The organism is Streptomyces sp. NPDC020898 (assembly GCF_044333925.1).
GTDB lineage: Bacteria > Actinomycetota > Actinomycetes > Streptomycetales > Streptomycetaceae > Streptomyces.
In genome coordinates this window covers 81656-98508 of record NZ_JBIRRV010000005.1, presented here as the reverse complement: position 1 = coordinate 98508, position 16853 = coordinate 81656, and the positions used below count along the sequence as shown (strand labels likewise).

Annotated in this window: 20 protein-coding genes; 14 read left to right on the top strand and 6 right to left on the bottom strand. The window is 69.5% G+C overall.

Annotated elements, in window-relative coordinates; translation table 11 throughout:
• Position 1 precedes the first annotated feature (1 nt).
• Positions 2-631 carry a class I SAM-dependent methyltransferase gene (locus tag ACH4TV_RS17820; protein WP_398399016.1) on the bottom strand — a complete coding sequence of 210 codons (630 nt, stop codon included), beginning with the start codon at positions 629-631 and terminating at the stop codon, positions 2-4.
• Positions 632-768: 137 nt separating this feature from the next.
• On the opposite strand from ACH4TV_RS17820, the gene ACH4TV_RS17815 reads away from it, so the two are divergent.
• Entirely contained in the window at positions 769-903 is a 135-nt protein-coding gene (locus ACH4TV_RS17815; RefSeq protein WP_398399014.1) for a hypothetical protein, read from the top strand.
• 115 nt (positions 904-1018) lie between these two features.
• Here ACH4TV_RS17815 and ACH4TV_RS17810 read toward each other — a convergent pair whose 3' ends face one another.
• Positions 1019-1906: an esterase/lipase family protein gene (locus ACH4TV_RS17810; RefSeq protein ID WP_398399013.1), complete on the bottom strand. Its 888-nt coding sequence runs from the start codon at positions 1904-1906 to the stop codon at positions 1019-1021.
• A 517-nt stretch (positions 1907-2423) separates the two neighbouring features.
• Between ACH4TV_RS17810 and ACH4TV_RS17805 the strand changes: the two genes are divergently transcribed.
• From ACH4TV_RS17805 to ACH4TV_RS17755, 11 genes are all read left to right on the top strand, one after another.
• Positions 2424-2585, top strand: coding sequence for a hypothetical protein (locus ACH4TV_RS17805; protein ID WP_398399011.1), 162 nt, complete (start codon positions 2424-2426; stop codon positions 2583-2585).
• Complete coding sequence (locus tag ACH4TV_RS17800; RefSeq protein ID WP_398399009.1) at positions 2582-2989, top strand: hypothetical protein; 408 nt, start codon at positions 2582-2584, stop codon at positions 2987-2989. Before ACH4TV_RS17805 ends, ACH4TV_RS17800 begins: the two co-directional genes overlap by 4 nt.
• Before the next feature lie 130 nt (positions 2990-3119).
• On the top strand, positions 3120-3695 hold the full coding sequence (locus ACH4TV_RS17795) for a phage tail protein (protein ID WP_398399007.1): 576 nt from the start codon (positions 3120-3122) through the stop codon (positions 3693-3695).
• Between the two features lie 65 nt (positions 3696-3760).
• Entirely contained in the window at positions 3761-4051 is a 291-nt protein-coding gene (locus tag ACH4TV_RS17790; protein WP_398399005.1) for a hypothetical protein, read from the top strand.
• 212 nt (positions 4052-4263) lie between these two features.
• The gene (locus ACH4TV_RS17785; RefSeq protein ID WP_398399003.1) at positions 4264-4485 is read left to right on the top strand and encodes a hypothetical protein; all 222 of its coding nucleotides are present in this window, start codon (positions 4264-4266) and stop codon (positions 4483-4485) included.
• 13 nt (positions 4486-4498) lie between these two features.
• Complete coding sequence (locus ACH4TV_RS17780; RefSeq protein ID WP_398399001.1) at positions 4499-5329, top strand: hypothetical protein; 831 nt, start codon at positions 4499-4501, stop codon at positions 5327-5329.
• The gene (locus tag ACH4TV_RS17775) at positions 5326-6528 is read left to right on the top strand and encodes a hypothetical protein (RefSeq protein ID WP_398398999.1); all 1203 of its coding nucleotides are present in this window, start codon (positions 5326-5328) and stop codon (positions 6526-6528) included. Before ACH4TV_RS17780 ends, ACH4TV_RS17775 begins: the two co-directional genes overlap by 4 nt.
• On the top strand, positions 6525-7385 hold the full coding sequence (locus ACH4TV_RS17770; RefSeq protein WP_398398997.1) for a phage distal tail protein: 861 nt from the start codon (positions 6525-6527) through the stop codon (positions 7383-7385). The genes ACH4TV_RS17775 and ACH4TV_RS17770 overlap by 4 nt, the downstream gene beginning before the upstream one ends.
• Positions 7386-7457: 72 nt before the next feature.
• On the top strand, positions 7458-8549 hold the full coding sequence (locus tag ACH4TV_RS17765) for a hypothetical protein (RefSeq protein ID WP_398398995.1): 1092 nt from the start codon (positions 7458-7460) through the stop codon (positions 8547-8549).
• A 28-nt stretch (positions 8550-8577) separates the two neighbouring features.
• Positions 8578-9579, top strand: a complete 1002-nt coding sequence (locus ACH4TV_RS17760; RefSeq protein WP_398398993.1) for a hypothetical protein — start codon at positions 8578-8580, stop codon at positions 9577-9579.
• Complete coding sequence (locus ACH4TV_RS17755) at positions 9579-10712, top strand: hypothetical protein (protein ID WP_398398991.1); 1134 nt, start codon at positions 9579-9581, stop codon at positions 10710-10712. The genes ACH4TV_RS17760 and ACH4TV_RS17755 overlap by 1 nt, the downstream gene beginning before the upstream one ends.
• A 133-nt stretch (positions 10713-10845) precedes the next feature.
• Here ACH4TV_RS17755 and ACH4TV_RS17750 read toward each other — a convergent pair whose 3' ends face one another.
• Positions 10846-12402, bottom strand: coding sequence for an FAD-binding oxidoreductase (locus tag ACH4TV_RS17750; RefSeq protein ID WP_398398989.1), 1557 nt, complete (start codon positions 12400-12402; stop codon positions 10846-10848).
• Positions 12403-12480: 78 nt separating this feature from the next.
• Here ACH4TV_RS17750 and ACH4TV_RS17745 point away from each other — a divergent pair, with 78 nt between their 5' ends.
• Positions 12481-13143 (top strand): TetR/AcrR family transcriptional regulator, encoded by a 663-nt coding sequence (locus tag ACH4TV_RS17745; protein WP_398398987.1) that lies wholly within the window; start codon positions 12481-12483, stop codon positions 13141-13143.
• A 36-nt stretch (positions 13144-13179) separates the two neighbouring features.
• Here the strand turns inward: ACH4TV_RS17745 and ACH4TV_RS17740 are convergent, their stop codons facing one another.
• Complete coding sequence (locus ACH4TV_RS17740; RefSeq protein ID WP_398398985.1) at positions 13180-13923, bottom strand: SDR family oxidoreductase; 744 nt, start codon at positions 13921-13923, stop codon at positions 13180-13182.
• A gap of 146 nt (positions 13924-14069) precedes the next feature.
• Between ACH4TV_RS17740 and ACH4TV_RS17735 the strand changes: the two genes are divergently transcribed.
• Entirely contained in the window at positions 14070-14909 is an 840-nt protein-coding gene (locus tag ACH4TV_RS17735) for a helix-turn-helix transcriptional regulator (RefSeq protein WP_398399755.1), read from the top strand.
• A gap of 84 nt (positions 14910-14993) precedes the next feature.
• Here the strand turns inward: ACH4TV_RS17735 and ACH4TV_RS17730 are convergent, their stop codons facing one another.
• A complete protein-coding gene (locus ACH4TV_RS17730; protein ID WP_398398983.1) occupies positions 14994-16127 on the bottom strand; it encodes a sensor histidine kinase in 1134 nt (377 codons plus the stop codon).
• Positions 16120-16839 carry a response regulator transcription factor gene (locus tag ACH4TV_RS17725; RefSeq protein WP_398398982.1) on the bottom strand — a complete coding sequence of 240 codons (720 nt, stop codon included), beginning with the start codon at positions 16837-16839 and terminating at the stop codon, positions 16120-16122. The genes ACH4TV_RS17730 and ACH4TV_RS17725 overlap by 8 nt, the downstream gene beginning before the upstream one ends.
• Between the last annotated feature and the right edge of the window lie 14 nt (positions 16840-16853).

The following is a 16853-nucleotide window of genomic DNA, read 5'->3' as shown; positions in this document are numbered from 1 at the left end:
GTCACACCGTCGCCACCACCGCGTACCGCTCGTCCTCGACCTCGCGCCCCCACAGCCGCGCGTCGCCGGACAGCCGCTCCACGCGCACATCGGCGGCGAGGGGCGCGAGCAGCCCGGTGAGAGTGTCGGCGGCTATGCCGGCCGGGCTGACCGTCCCCCACACCCCCTCGATCAGCACCAGCCGCCCGCCGGCCCTGAGCAGCCCCTGCCAGTGGCGCAGCACGCGCGCGGGATCGGGCAGGGTCCACAGGACGTGCCGTACGAGCACGACGTCGAAGCGCTCCTCCCCCACCGGAGGTGCCGCCGCGTCGCCGACGAGGAACACCGCGTCACGGCCGGCCAGCTTGCCCCGGGCCCGGTCGACCATGGCCCGGGACAGGTCGACGCCGGTGACCCGGTGTCCTTGTTCGGACGCGAGGAGCGACAGGCTGCCGGTGCCGCAGCCCAGGTCGAGGACATCGGCCGGGTGGTCCGGCAGCCAGGACCTCAGCCGGGCCGCCCAGGCCTCGCGCACGACCGGGTCACGCAGGCCGTGGTCGGGCTCGTCGTCGAAGCCGGCCGCCTCCGCGTCCCAGTCGGTGACGGGGAGTGCCGAGGTCGCGGCGTCGCCGCTGTGATCGTTGTCCGTCATGCGCCCAAGAGTGACACCCACCACTGACAATCGAATCGTGACGGCCGCCACTGACAGACCGGCGCCGATGAGTCACCCTCCCGGAAATGGTCTACCTCCGTGAAAACGCGGAACCCGGTGGACCGAAGGAGGCAGCCATGCGCCGCGTAACCGTGCAGAAGCCCCTGAAGAAGTCGGACTCCCGCCGGGTGCGGGAAGAGGCCGACGAACGCACCACCGAGCGTTCCGAGGTCCGCAAGGACATCGCACGCACCTGGTGGCCGGACGGCTGAGAGCTGCCGGGCAAGCGTTCTGCCGTGCCGGTACCGATAGCGGACGCGGTCGTCCGGGCCGCCGGGGCCCGGCTCAGGCCGGCCAGGCACCGACAGACGGTCTCCCCGACCGGGTTCAGCCGATCGCCGACAGGCAGGTGGTGGCGGTGGCGTGCGCCGGATCGAGAGCGTTCGTCACCTCATGGAACGCGATCCGGTCGAGCAGCCCGAGAGCGGCGTGCTCCGAGAGGTCGAGCGGGCACAGGTCCTGGATCAGGACATTGCGTACGTCGGATCCACTCAGGAACTGGCTGCGGTACGGCGTGACCACCTCGTCGTACCGGGTGGCGATGACCGTGTAGTGGACGCCCGGGACGGTGTCGCCGCCCGCGTTGAGCTTGGCGAGGAAAGCCGATCCGGCGGCCTGGTCGGCGAGGGCGGGTGTGGACGTGGAGAGCAGGTCCTCGGCGCCGGGGAAGTACTTCAGCAGGTTGGTGAGGCCGTTCAGGGTCGTGCCGTGGTTGCTGGGCGCGATACCGACGAGGGTGTTCACCTCGGCGGCCCCACCGAGAAACTTGAGGTAGTAGCGGGGCATCATGCCGCCCTGCGAGTGGCCGACGAGATCGGTCTCGGCGGCCCCGGTCGCGGCGAGCACCTTGTCGACGAAGGCGGCGAGCTGCTCGGCCGACTTGTCGATGGGGCCGAGGCCGTAGAAGAGGGGGACGCCGGGCAGTTGGCCGTAGTCGAGCGAGAAGACGCAGTAGCCGCGGTTCTTCAGATACGGCGCGAGGGTGAGCCAGTTGTCGACCCCGTTCGCGAAGGTGCCGTGCACGAGGACGACGGGGCGGGGGTGGGCGGCGGACGGCTTGCAGGAGTAGTCGTTCCAGCCACTGCTGCTTGACGCGGATCCGGCCTGCGCATCAGCCTGCGCTTCGGCTTGGGCGGTGGTGGCGGGCACGAGGGCGGCCGCGGCGGCCAGCAGCAGTGCGGCGAGGGGTCTGAGTACTCGTTTCCAGGGCAGCATCGAGTGATCTCCTTGCGGCTCAAGGGAGTTGCGACGGCTCTACGCCCTGTGATCCGGATCACGAGGATGCTGTTCACTCGTCAAGTTACGAGCGAGTAGCGCGACGTGGGAAGTTACGCGTCAGTAAAAACTTCGAGTGATGGCCGTTGACTGTGATATTGGGCTACTGAAACGTCACCAGGCGGGCCACGCCCCCACCACCTCGGCAGCCGCTTCCTCCGCCGCCCGGGCACCGGACTGGAGGTCGAACTGGCCGACGGCACGGCCGATTCACCCCCCAGCGCACCCGACGCATCGTTATCGGTTCGAAACGTAACTTGGCTCACACCACTCTTGGGGCTCCCGTTACATTTGGGGTTCCGGGGGCTCCAACTCCCATAAGTGCAGGGGAAGTTGAGGTTCCGTTAGCTGTAGTGGGAAACAAGGGCAGGACGCCGGGGGGCTCTTGCGACTCCGTCACCACGCCCGTCCCCGCAGCCGTACCGCCGTACAGCCGAACTATCGGGGGGAAAGTGCTGTGCCGAGAATCCAGCTGACCTACTGGTGGAGCGGGCACGAGCCCGGCGACATCGTGGAGGTCGACGACGAGACCGCACGCGAAGTCCTCGGCGTCATCGCGCGGCCCGCGAAGGACCAGGACACAGCGGACGTCGAGCTCCAGCCGGAGTCTGGGCGATGAGCGAGCCGTACATCAACTTCCCTGATGTGGAACGGCTGGTCGTCGACCAACTCAAGGACCGCACCGAACTGGCGGGCGTCGTCGTCGACGTCCAGCCGCCCGCCGGATTCGACGGTACCCAGCGTGCCGTGTTCGTCTCCCGGGTCGGCGGAGCGTGGGCGGAGGATCCCCGGCTCGACAATCCACTGGTCGACCTTGAGGTGTACGGGCCGGACAAGGCCGCGGCCCACACCGTCTCCCTCGTCGCCCGAGCCCTGATGCTCCAGCTCCGGGGAACGGTGTACGGCGCGGCAACCGTCCTCGACGTCGTCGAGGAGGACGGCCCACGCTGGCTGCCCGACTACCGGCACGCCACCGCCAGCCGTTACGTCTCGACGACCCGGCTGGTCGTCCGACCGGCCTGAACTGCCGCAATCGCCGTGCTCACAGCGCGGATCCGCAGCACGCCACACCACACCGCACCACTCCTCACCCCCCGGTACGCCTTTCGCACGTCCCTAGCACGTCGTGTTCATCTCCCACCAAGGAGCAGTGATGGCCGGAACGAACGCCAAGGAGATCCGGGTCGCGGGCAGCGGCCGCGTCCTCATCGCCCCGCTCGCCACCGCACCGCCCGCCGACACCAGCGCCGCGTGGGGCACCGGCTGGAGCGACCTCGGCTACACCACCACCGACGGGGTCAAGATCTCCAAGAAGGACAAGCTCGACGCCGTGGACACCTGGCAGAGCGTCAGCGCGGCCCGGTTCGTCTACTCCGACCGCGACCTCAGCTTCAAGTTCCAGCTCCTCCAGCTGAACGAGGCCACGCTGCCGTTCTTCTTCGGGGGCGGCCAGGTGAAGGAGACGGCGACCGGGTCCGGCCTCTACAAGTACGAGCTGGCGGCCGAGCCCAAGTTCGACGAGCGGATGCTCGGCCTGGAGTTCACCGACGGGACCGAGGTCAAGTACCGGATGATCGTCGCCCGAGGTCAGGTGACCGAGACGGAGGAGATCTCCCTCGTCCGCACGGCCCCCGTCAAGCTGGGCGTCACGTTCACGGCACTCGCGGCGGCGGACGAGGCCCCGCTGGCCATGTTCCTCATGAAGGACCCCAGCTTCAGCGCGGCCTGAGCCGCTGATTCTCCCCGTCCGCCCGTATCACCCGTACCGCCCGTACAAGGAGCCCGAACGCCACCATGGCCCGCTTCAACGTCAACGCCGCCCGCGCCCAGCGCCTCGAAACCCTCGGAACGGACTGGGAGTTCGAGGTGGACACGGATGTCTTCCGGCTGCCCACCGAGTTCCCGCGCAGCATCGCCAAGCAGATCGCCACGCTGGAGGACAACGACATCGACGGGCTGCTCGCGCTGCTGCTCGGCGCCGAGCAGTTCGAGCGGTTCACCAAGTACGACATCAGTGTCCAGGACGTCTCCGCGATCCTGGAGGCGTACGGCAACGAGACGGGCATGACGCTGGGGGAAGGCTGAGCCTCGGCGCGCTGGTCGACGAGCACGCCGAGGCCCTGGAGGCGGACCTGCTCCGCCACTACGGCGTCGACCTCCTCGACTGGCACCGGGGCTCCCTGTCCTCCCGCCGCCTGCGCGTCCTGACCGAACACCTCCCCGCGGACTCCTCCTTCGCCCGGGCGGTCCACGGCGAACAGGCGGACTGGACGGTCACCGACCACCTGCTGGCCGCGGTGGTCGACCAACTGGCGGTCGCCAACTGGATGTTCGCCACGGTCAACCGCGACGAGGACACCGACCCGGCGCCGTATCCGGAACCGCTGCCGCGGCCGGATGGCGGCGCGGGTCCCTCTCCTGCGGCAACCGGGGAACCGGTGGCCGACCTGGCGGCCACCGGGGAGGAGCGTTCCGCGAGCCCGGCCGAGATCGTGGCGTTTCTGAGCTCCCCCGGATGACAGGACAATGAACGTGACATCGCCTCCCGATCCCCACAAGATCCCCGACTGGGTCCAGGACTTTCTTGGATCGCCGCGTTTCAAGTCCGCTGTCGACACACAGGTCCAGAGTTTCAGGGCCGGCGTGGACAAACAGGTCAAGGACGTGGTCGACACCCAGGTCAAAGATCTGCGGAGCACGGTGGACAAGCTCAAGGCCGATGCCGAGGCGGCCGTCAACCGTGACATGGTCGCGCAGGTGCCGATCAGCGGACTCAAAGGGGAAGTCGCGGGCCTGAATGCCGCGGTCAACGGAATCAAGGCCGAAGTCAACCTTTTCGACCCCATCAAGCTGCTTGGCATCCAGGACAGAATCGACGCGTTCTGGAAAGACCGTCTCCTCGCGGCGCGGGGGAAGACCGTCAGGTCGAAGGATCTTGATCCGGAGAAGCTGCTGGAGAAGATCGAAGCCCTCGAAGACGACACGATCCCGAAGCTGTCGAAGGATGTTTCCGCGATGCAGACTCAGGTCGACGGCGCACACACGAAAGCCAATGGCATAAGCAAGAATCTCGGCATCAAGCCAGATCTGCCCGAGATGCGCAAAGATCTCGCCAAACTTGAAAAGCACGCGGCCTGGGCCAAGAACCGCATCAACGCACTCGGCGGTTCGAAGGATCCGGCAAAAGATCACAAGATGAGCAGACGCGCCCCGTCGATGCCGAGCGTGCATCAGTTGGAGCGGCAGGAAGAACAACTCAGGAAGGCCATCCTGAAGTTCGTGCGTCTGGTGGAATCTGCGGCCCCGGAGATGAAGTCGTTCTCCAGCCAGATCAACAAGATCGAGCGGGAGTTGCAGCGATGAGAACCGCACTGGTCCAGGCAACCGGCGCGCTCACCCGCTTCCGGACCGCTATGACCCAGACCAGCACGGCCGGAACCCGGCTGCGGAGCGCGGCGAGCGGCGCCAGTGGTTCGGTCGACCGGTTCAGGAACTCGGCGACCCAGGCGAGCACCGCCACCGGTCGGCTCCGTACCTCGGCCACCCAGGCGAGCAGCGGCCTCAATCAGGTGCGGACCGCCGCCACCCGGGCTTCCGCCGATGTCCAGCGGGCAGGCCGGAGCGCGGCGACCAGCGGAGGCCTCTTCAGCCGGTTCAGTCAGGGTCTGCGCACCGCGACCACCGCCCAACGCGGCCTGAACACCGCGATGAAGGCCAACATCCTGGGCGCGATCCTCGCGCTCGTCATGCCGCTCATCACCAAGCTCATCGAGATGGCCATGCAGTCCAAAACCGTGCAGGCCGTCGTGCAGGCCGCGTTCAAAATCATCGGGCAGGTGGTGGGTACGGTCATGAAAGGCGCGTCCGCCGCCATCAACTGGCTGGTCGACGCGGCCAAGAGTGTCGTCAACTGGCTGAAGGCCAACTGGCCGCTGCTGGTCGCCATTCTCACCGGGCCCGTCGGTATCGCCGTACTCGCGATCGTGCGGAACTGGGACAAGATCAAAGAAGCCGTCGGCGCGGTACGGGACTGGATCGTCGACAAGTGGAACTCCGTCGTCGATTTCCTCAAGGGCGTTCCGGGAAAGATCGCGGGCTTCTTCAGTGATCTTCCCGACAAGCTCAAAAGCATGGGCGGCGACCTCATCATGGGTCTCATCAACGGCATCAAGAACAAGGCCTCTGCCCTTCTCGAAACCGTCAAGAACTTCATCGTCAACACCATTCCCGGCCCCATCCGCAGCATCCTCGGCATCTCCTCCCCCTCCAAGGTGATGATGGGCTTCGGCGGCGACGTCGGTGAAGGCCTCGCCATCGGTATGGAAGGCGCCGGCAACCGCGTGGCCGGTGCCGCCGGGCGGCTCGCCACCGCGACCGCGCGTGGGGTGATCGGCCCCGGTTACGGCCTGGCCGGAGCGGCCGGCGCCCGGTCGGTGAGCCGGAGCGGCGTCGGCACCGCGGCCGGAGCCGTCACCGTCAACGTCCATCCCCGGCCCGGCCAGTCCGAGTACGAGATCGGCCGGATCACCGCCCGCGAACTCGCCTGGGCGGCCAAGCGATGAGCGGGCGGCAGCTCCAGCAGCCGGTGTTCGAGGTCGACGGCTGGGCCGGGAACACCGTCGACGACTCCGGGGTCGAGTGGTGGGTCGTCACCGAACAGGGCTGGGCCTCCACCCCGCCCGTCCGGCTCACCCTCACCGACCGGCCCGAGCGGCACGGCGCGTTCGACGCCCCCTCCTACCGGGGCCCCCGGGTCATCACCCTCGAAGGCACCGCCATCGCCCCCGACCGGGCGGCGAAGGAGGCCGCGAAGGACCGGCTCGCCGCCGTACTCGCCGACGGCAGCGCACTGTCGCCGCTCGTCGTCACCGAACCGCACCGCACCCGCCGGGCCCTGGTCCGGCTCACCGCCGAGTCGAAGATCGCCGACCGCAAGGCCGGTGCCTTCGAGTTCTCCCTGACCATGACCGCGCCGGATCCGCTGCGTTACTCGTACGGCCTGAACGCGAGCACCTGCCCGTTGCCCTCCTCCAGCGGCGGGGTCGCCTTCCCGCTCTCCTTCCCGCTGAACTTCGGCAGCGGGTCCGCCGGCGGCCGGCTGCTCCTGGAGAACAAGGGCACCGCACCCACCTGGCCGGTGTGGCGGATCGGCGGGCCCTGTGTCCAGCCGGTGATCACCAACACCGCCACCGGCGAGGAGCTCGCCTTCGAACTCACCCTCCAGGAAGGCGAGTTCCTGGTCATCGACACCGACGCCCGCTCGGTCCTGCTCCAGGGCACCGCCTCCCGCCGCTCCGCTCTGCTGCCCGGATCGGACTGGTTCGCGCTGCGCCCGGGCGCGACGCCCGTCCTGTTCCGCGCCCGCGACCACCAACCGCTCGCCCGGCTGACCGCCGAATGGCGTGACGCCTGGCTCTGAGGCTCCGCCCCGTCCGACTCGGGCCCCGGCAGGGGCAGTTACTGACACCAGCAACAGAAGGAACGCACCCGCATGGCTGACATCGAACCGGACTTCGAACGCGACTCCGGATGGCTTTCCGGCGGCGTCGTCGACGCCGAGGACGCCCGCCTCGCCACCGGCGTGCTCGCCGCGGCCTCCGCGGACCCCGGCAACCCGATCGCCGCCCGCACCGGAATCAAGCCCGGCCCCGGCAGCCCCGGTGCCGTGGAAGCGGCCGAGACGCCGTCCCGCTACGTGACCGTACGTCCGTTCCAGGGCGTCATCCAGGGCACCCGGAAGACATCGGCGGGCGCGTATCTCATCACGCTGGCCCAGCAGAAGACCCTCGACGTCCTGACCGCGGCCCCGGCCAACTCGTCCAATCCGCGCATCGCGCTGATCGTGGCCCAGCAGACCGACCGGCAGTACGGGGACGAGAGCGACGGCATGCTCGTACGGGTGGTCGCCGGGGCGCCGGCGGTGACCCCGGTCGCGCCCACGGTGACCGGCGACCTCATCCCGCTCGCCTCGGTCACCGTCCGGGCGAACGCGGGGGCGATCACCCAGTCCGACATCAAGGACCTGCGCGTGTCCACCGTCGCCGCCGGCGGTGTGCTCCCGCTCCAGACCCACGAGAACCTCCCGGCCGACGGCTTCTCGGGGCAACGCGTGTACGACCTCGAAACGGGGCTCGACCTCGTACGCGTCGGCAGCGCCTGGCGTCCCGCGGTCACCGGCTCGGTGCAGTTCTTCGGCCCGGCGGACACGGGCTGGCCGCAGACCGGTTCGGCGGGCGCGGCCAATTTCACCTTCAACCAGGTGACCGTCCCGGCGGCGCCCTACCCCCGGCTGATCTTCATCACCGGGCAGGTGATGGTGTCCTGCTCGGGCACCGACGAGCGGTGGGACCACGTGCTACGCGGACCGGACGGCCTGATCTCCGTCGCCACCTTCCACGGCGGTCCCACGAGGCTCATCAGCACCGTCGCGACCGGCCACATGGTGATCCCCGCGACAGCGGCGCCGCTGCTGCTGGCGCAGTACCTCGGCCGGGGCGGCGGCGTCACGACCGGCACTGCGACCGTGCCCACCGTCTCCCCTGTCTACACCGGCCTGCGTGTGGTGGCGTTCCCCGTCCCGTGACACCCCATCGAGGAGAGGCAGCATCACCATGAGCACGCCCACACCGGAACGCGACTCCGCCTGGATATCCGGCGGCGTCCTCGACGCCGAGGACGCCCGCCTCGCCACGGGCGTGTTCGCCGCCCCCGGCGCCGGGCAGATCCAGGCCCGCAGCGGTATCAAGCCCGCCACCGGCGACCCCGGCAAGGTGCAGGCCACGGCCACCGTCTCCGGAAAGGTCACCGTCAGCCCCTTCCAGGGCGTGATCCAGGGGACGAGGGCCACCGCGACGGGCGCCTACCTCGTCACGCTCGACCAGCAGAAGACCATCGACGTACTCGGCACCCACCCCGCCAGTACGCTCAACCCCCGCCAGGACCTGATCGTCGCCCGGCAGCGCGACACGCAGTACGGCGACGCCACCACCGCCATGACCGTCGAACTCGTCAAGGGGGACGAGGCCGCCGTCCCGATCGACCCCGCGCTGACCGGCGACTGCATCCCGCTCGCACGCGTCAAGGTCCCGAAGAGCGCCACGTCCATCGCCAACGCCAACATCGAGGACCTGCGCCCCTGGACCACGGCCGCGGGCGGCATCCTCCGGGTCTGGGGCGAGGGCGGCCGGCCCACGTACCCGTACACCGGCATGTACATCCACCGCTCGGACACCAACCATCTGGAGCGGTACGACAGCACGGCGGGCTGGCGTGCGGTCAACGACGACACCGGCTGGACCAACCTCCCCCTTCTCCCCAACTGGACCGTGTACAACGCCGAGACACCGGCCGTACGCCGGGTCGGCGCCACCGTCCACCTGCGCGGCGCCCTCCAGTCCACCCTCGCCCTGACGGCCAACGGCACCGCCCTCATCAACCTCCCGGCCGGCTTCCGCCCAGCGGTACGACACCACTGGTACACGGCGATCGGCGGCACGACGCGGGGCCTCGAACTCATGCTCCGCCCCGACGGCAGCGTGGCGTTGTATCCGCAGGAATCCCCGCTCCCGGCCACCCAGTTGGTCTACCTCAACACCACCTGGCTGGTGGGATAGTGACCCGCACGGCGACCCGCTACACCTACTACACCGCCGACCTCACCACCGGCGCCATCACCGACGAACTCCCGTTGTACGACGTCACGTTCAGCACCGAGCTCAACGAGGCCGGCGAGTTCCGCGGCCGACTCCCCCTGGGTGACCCGCGGGTGACGGTCCATCACCCCCGGGAGATCACCGAACCCGGACGCGCCGCCCTGTACGTCGAGCGGGACGGCGTACTCGTCTGGGGCGGAGTCGTCTGGACCGTCAAGTACACGTCCGCGGACCAGCACTTGGAGATCGCGGCGGCGGGCTTCCTCTCCTACTTCGACCACCGCCGCGTCCTGCCCGCCGACTTCGACCCGGCCACCGCCGACCTCGCCTCCGCCGACGTCCCCTTCACCGACCGCGACCAGTCGGACATCGCCCGCGAACTCGTCGCCATCGCGCAGGCCCACCCGGGCGGCGACATCCGGGTACGTCCGGAAGCCACCACCGTCTCCGGTATCCCCCGCACCGTCGTCTACTCCGGCAGTGGCCTCAAGAGCACCGGCGAGGCGCTGCGCGAGCTGGCCAGCCTCGAACACGGCCCGGACTTCCTCCTGGACATGACGTACGGCTCGGACGGCCGCCCCGTGCGCAGGCTGCGCGTCGGCACACCCCGCCTCGGCCAGCAGGGCACGCCTCACGTGTGGGAGTACGGGGCCAACCTGATCGGCTACACCTGGCCGGTCGACGGCGCCTCCACCGCGAGCCGGGTCTTCGCCCTCGGTGAGCAGGGCGAGGGCGAGAGCGGCCAACTCGTCGCCATCGCCGAGGACCGCACCACCGGACGCCCCCTGACCGAGACCGAGGTCTCCTACGTCCACCTCACCGACCCGGCCCTGCTGCTGTCCCAGGCCCGCTCGGCCCTCGCCGCCGTCTCGGCCCCCGTCGTCCTGCCCGAACTGACGGTGCGCGCCGACCTCGAACCCGTACTCGGCTCCTACCAGGTCGGCGACGACGCCACGGTCGTCATCAAGGACGCGTTCTTCCCTGAGGGCACCCAGTTCGACGTACGGATCACGGGCATCGAGGTCACCCCGGGCAACGACGCGGGTGAGGAACAGGTCCAGCTGACCGTCACACCAGGAAACAGGAGCACCTGATGACCAGGATCAATCGCCCCGACACCCTCCTCACCGAGCTGCGGGACATCAAACGCCGCCTGCACGCCCTGGAGACCGCACAACGCACCGCGACACCGACAGCACAGTCAACTGCCGCGCGAACGACGCCCGTTCAGACGACGTCGGCAGCGACGGCATCGACGGCATCGACGGCCGAGGAGTCCCCCGCCCCCGAGACCACGGCCCCGGATCCGGATCCCGGCCCCGACGCCGACTCCGCATAGCTCCCGGTGTTCCAGGCGTTCTCAATGTTCTCGGTGTTCTCGGGGCTGATGTTCTTGTTGTGACGCAGGAGGTTGCGCGGGTCCCAGGCTGTCTTGACCTCGCGCAGCCGCCGGTACTTGGCCTCGCTGCCGTGGACTCCGCGCCGCCACGCCTCGCCCAGGTCGTCGGTGAGGTTGGTGTAGCCGGTGTCCAGTGCGTGGGACCGCATCGCCTCGGTGATGTGCTTCGCCGACTGTTCGTACGCCGGGTCGTGCTCGGGGGCGTCCCACATGCTGACGGCTTCCCACAGCCAGGCGGCTCCCTCACGGGAGAAGGCCGTGGCGTCCTCCGCGACATCCTCGGAGATCGCGCCGCCCATGCACCACAGGTTGATGACGGTGGTCGCGCCGGGGTTCGACGGCGCCGTGGCGGCATGGCGCAGCAGGGTGCCGACGGCGTCGGCGGACAGGGCCGGCAGATATCCGCCGCGCAGGTTCATGCGCTTGCCGTAGGGGGCGACGGCGTCGAGCATGCTGTTCGCCGTCAGCCACGGCACCGTCGCGACCAGGTCGGCCACCGGCCTGCCGAGCGCGGCGAGCGGCCCGATGACCTCGCCGGCGGTCGCGGGATCCCCACTGTAGACGGGGACGAGGACCAGCACCGGCTTCCCGTGCGCCTCCGGCGGCAGCGTCGGCAGGGCAGGGGCGGGGGCGATCGCGGCCAGCAGGCCCAGCTCGCGGGGCGCGGTGGCCATGAGCGCGGGGAGCCCGGCCAGTACGTCGGCGGCCTGGTCGAACGGGAAGATCAGCTGCCCGGCGACAACGTCGGGGCCCACCGGGTGCGCGCGGTACTCGAACGCGGTGACGACCCCGAAGTTGCCGCCGCCGCCACGCAGCGCCCAGAACAGCTCGGGGTTCTCGGTCTTGTCGGCGCGGACCCTACGGCCGTCCACGGTGACCATCTCGCAGGCCAGCAGGTTGTCGACGGTGGCGCCGAAGCGGCGCATCAGGTGGCCGATGCCGCCGCCCAGGGTCAGTCCGGCGACGCCGGTGCTGCTGACCGTCCCGGCGGGCACGGCGAGGCCGTACTGCTGGGCGGCGGCGTCCAACTCGCCGAGCAGTACGCCTGGTTGGGCCCGCACCACGCGGGTCTCGGGGTCGACGGTGACCGCCTTCAGCGCCGAGAGGTCGACGACCAGGGCGCCGCCTGGCATCGCGTAACCGTCGGACCCGTGCCCTCCGCCGCGAACAGCCACCGGGATGCCGTGGGCGGAGGCGTAGCGCAGGACGGCCGCGACGTCGTCCTCGTCGGCGCACTGCGCGATCAGCGCGGGGCCTTCGTCGGCGGCGCGCCCCTGATACAGGGCTCGGGCCGCGTCGTACCGGTCGTCGCCGGGCCGCAGTACGGCGCCGCGGACGTCGGAGGGGAAGTCGGTGTGGGGGTGGGCGTCTGCCGACAGGGTCATGGAGGCCTCCTCAGGGCTGTACACGTAACCGGAAAACCAATTTCCGGTTACGTGTACAGAGGCTAACATCGGGAGCACATGAGCCGATCAACAGCCCCTGACGAACGTCCGCTGCGCGCCGACGCCCGCCAGAACGTCGAGCAGATCCTCCAGGTCGCCCAGGACGTCTTCGCCGACCTCGGCTACCAGGCGTCGATCGCGGAGGTCGCCCGGCGCTCCGGCCTGGGCATGGGCACCATCTACCGGCACTTCCCGAACAAGACCGTCCTGGTGGAACGCATCGCGATCAAGGTGATGCGGGAGAGCCTGGCCGAGGTACTGCGCGCCCTGGCCGAGGAACCGGCCACGTGGGCCGCCTTCACCCGGGTGATGCGCCACACGACACGCCTGCGCAGCAGCCAGCTCTTCCCCGTGTCCCGGGGCCGCGCCACAGAACCGGGCCCCGAGCTCGCCGGTGTCCGCACACAGCTGCTGGCCGCTCTGGAGGATCTGGTGACACGGACCCAGCGTGCGGGAGCCCTGCGCGACGACGTGAACGCCTTCGACATCGTCCTGATGCTCAACTCGATCCCGCCGCGCCTGCCCGACGGGGAGGACGGCAGCGCCGCGGCGGACCTGGCCGACCGGCACCTCGGCGTACTCCTCGACGGGCTGCGCGCCCCCGGCTCCGAGACCCTGTCCCGACCGGCCCCGGGCCGCCGGGAGATCGACCAGTTCTTCGGCACCTCGTACGGCCTGTGACGGAATCCATGACGTCTCTGTACGTCGCCGACAGGCTCAGATCGCTGCGAGCATGGCCAGGACGTCGTCGTACGTGCCCTTCGCCTCCGCCTCGCGCGTGAACCTGGCGCGCTCCACGACGATTTCCCTGGCGTCGGGCCGGTTGCTCAGCAGGGTCAGGGTCTCGTCGAGGAAGTCCTCCAGGGGCATGGAGTTCTCGTCGTCCTGCTGGCCCAGCAGGGTCGTCCGTACGGCCGGCGGGGCCACCTCGATCACCTGGACGCCCCTGTCTGCGAGCTGCACGCGCAGGCTCTCGCTGAAGGAGTGCAGCGCGGCCTTGGTCGCGCTGTAGGTCGGGGTGATCGGCAGCGGGACGAACGCCAGCGCGGAGGAGACGTTCATGACCACCGCGTCGTCCTTGCCCAGCAGTAGCGGCAGGAAGGCGTACGTCATCCGGATCGTGCCGAGCAGGTTGACCGTGATGTGATCCTCGGCGACCGCGAGTTCGGCCGGGTCGAGGAGGTTCTCCCGCTGCATGATGCCGGCGTTGTTGACCAGGACGTTCAGCCCCGGGTGGCTCGCCGCCACGGTCTCGCGGGCCCGGGCGATCGAGTCGGGGTCCGCGACATCGAGGACGAGGGCGTCGATGCCCGGGTGCCCGGCCGTGATCTCGTCGAGGAGTTCCTTGCGCCGGCCGGCGACGATCACCTTGTTGCCGGCCTCGTGCAGACGCAGGGCCAGACCGAGGCCGATGCCCGAGGTCCCGCCGGTGATCAGGATCGTGTTGCCAGTCATCTTCATGGGGGTCTTGTTCCTTCGGTACGGCGGGCCGGTGAGCGCCCGCAGCCTCGACCGTAGGAGCGCCTTCGCGGGGGCGGGAGAGGACGGCTTGTCCAGGGATCGGCGGTCCCTGGCTGGGCAAACGGGGAGTGGTCATGATGGAGGGCATGGACAAGAAGGAGCTGGCTGAATTCCTGCGTCGGCGGCGCGACAGCCTGCGCCCCCACGACGTCGGGATGGTCGAGGGGCCTCGCAGGCGTACGCAGGGGCTGCGCCGCGAGGAGGTCGCGCAGCTCGCCGGCATGTCCACCGACTACTACGCCCGCCTGGAACAGCAGCGCGGCCCCCAGCCCTCCGTCCAGATCGCCGCCGCCCTCGCCCGCGCGCTGCGGCTGACGCTGGACGAACGCGACCACCTCTTCGCCCTCGTCGGCCACAACGCCCCGGCCCGCTTCCACCGCGCCGAGCATGTCGGTCCGACCCTGTTGCGGGTCCTGGACCGCCTGGACGACTCCCCGGCCCTGGTGCTGACCGACATGGCCGACACCCTGGCCATGAACCCGCTCGCCATCGCGCTGCTCGGCGACCAGACCCGTCACTCCGGCCTGGTCCGCAGCGCCTACTACCGCTGGTTCATGGACCCCGCCGAACGCCTGATCTACCCCGAGGAGGACCACGAACGCCACGGCCGCGCCCAGGCGGCCCGCCTGCGGGCCGCGCTGACAACCGGCAGCGACACCCCCCGAGCCACCCGGATCCTCGCCGAACTCCAGAAAAACAGCCCCGAGTTCGCCAGTCTGTGGGAATTGCAGGAAGTCGCCCAGCACTACGACGAGAGCAAGACCGTTCTCCATCCCGAGCTCGGCCGTATCGAGGTCGACGGCCAGGTCCTGTTCACCGAGAACCGCGCCCAGACCCTGGTGGTACTGACCACCCGCCCCGGCACGGAAAGCCACAGCAAGCTCGAACTGCTCTCCGTCATAGGGAACCAGCAGCTCACCCCCTGACCGCAGGAGCCCCATTCAGCGCCACTTCGCCCGAGCGGCCGGAGGCCATGTCCACGAACGCCCGACGGACTCCTGCCAGGCGCCTCAAAGCGCCGCGGCCCCGGTCGTACGCGACATCGCGGGCAGTTCCACGGTGATGCGGAGCCCGCCGGCAGGGCGCGGGGTGAGGGTGAGGGTTCCGTCGTGGGCGTGAGTGATGGTTTTGACGATGGCCAGGCCGAGGCCGACGCCGGTGTGGTCGGTGTGTACGCGTTCGGTGCCGCGGCGGAACGGTTCGGTGAGTTTCGAGGTGAGCTGGGGGGTGAGCTTCTCGCCGGTGTTTTCGACAGTGAGTACCACGGTGTCGGGGCGGACGCCGGTGCCGACGTCGGTACTCACCCACACGGTGCCCTGTTCGGGCAGGTTGTGGACGATCGCGTTGTGCACGAGGTTCGTGGTCAGTTGCAGCAGAAGCGCCGGCGATCCCGCGGTGGGGGTGATGTCGCCGGACGTCTCGATGGTGATGCCGCGCTTTTCCGCGAGGGGGAGGAGTGTTTCGGTGGCTTCTTCCGCCAGGAGAGACAGGTCGACGTGTTCTCGGGTGAAGGACCGCTGGTTGGCGCGGCTGAGCAGGAGCAGTGCTTCGGTGAGGTCGATCGCCCGGGCGTTGACGGCGTGGAGGCGGTCGATGATTTCACCGGTGTCGCGGTTCGGATCGGTGCGGGCCACGTCGAGAAGTGCCTGCGAGATCGCCAACGGGGTGCGCAACTCGTGGGAGGCGTCGGCGGCGAATCTCCGCTGTTCGGCGACGTGCGCTTCGAGCCGCTCCAGCATGCCGTCGAAGACGTCGGCGAGCTCACGGAACTCGTCGTTGCGGCCCGGCAGCCGGATCCGGTGCGAGAGCGATCCGGTCGAGGCCAGGCGGCTCGCGTCGGCGATGCGGGTCAGCGGGGCGAGCATCCGGCCGGCGAGGATCCACCCTCCCACGAGGCCGAAGACCAGCAGGAACGCCAGTACTGCGGCCGCCCTCGGAGCGAAGACGTCCAGGAGTGCGGACCGGACGGGAAAGACACCGTTCCCGGGTCTGTCGTCGGGGTTGATGAGCATCGCGCGGTCGGGGACATAGCGGAGGAGGAACACCCACACCGCGGCGAGCAGCAGGCCGCCGGCAAGCATGAGGAATCCGGCATAGCTGAGGGTGAGTTTGAGGCGAACGCTCAACCCGGGTGCCCTATCCACGGTCTCCGCCCTCGTATCCGGCCCCGTGGCCGGCCTCGTGTCCGGCCTCTGGTTGCGTGTCGATGCGGTAGCCGACGCCTGACACGGTGGCGATGATCCAGGGTTCGCCGAGGCGTTTACGCAGTGCCGAGACAGTGATGCGTACGGCGTTGGTGAACGGGTCGGCGTTCTCGTCCCACGCCCGCTCCAGGAGCTCTTCGGCGCTGACGACACCGCCTCCGGCGGCGACGAGGACTTCCAGCACGGCGAACTGCTTCCGGGTCAGCGCGACATAGCGGCCGTCCCGGTAGACCTCGCGGCGGAACGGATCCAGCCGCAGGCCCGCGGTCTCCTGCACGGGCGGCCTGTGGTGGGCGCGCCTGCGGTCGAGTGCTCTGAGTCTGAGTACGAGCTCCTGCAGGTCGAACGGCTTCGTGAGGTAGTCGTCGGCGCCGAGTCCGAACCCGGTGGCCTTGTCGTCGAGACGGTCGGCCGCGGTGAGCATCAGGATCGGCATGCCGCTGCCGGAGGCGACGATGTGTTCGGCGATCTCGTCACCGGACGGTCCGGGGATGTCGCGGTCGAGGACGGCGATGTCGTAGGCGTTGACGCTCAGTGCTGCCAGAGCGGTGTCACCGTCGCCCGCGATGTCGGCCGCGATCGCTTCCAGGCGCAGTCCGTCGCGGATGGCTTCCGCCAGATAGGGCTCGTCCTCGACGATCAGCACACGCATGCTCCGAGGCTACG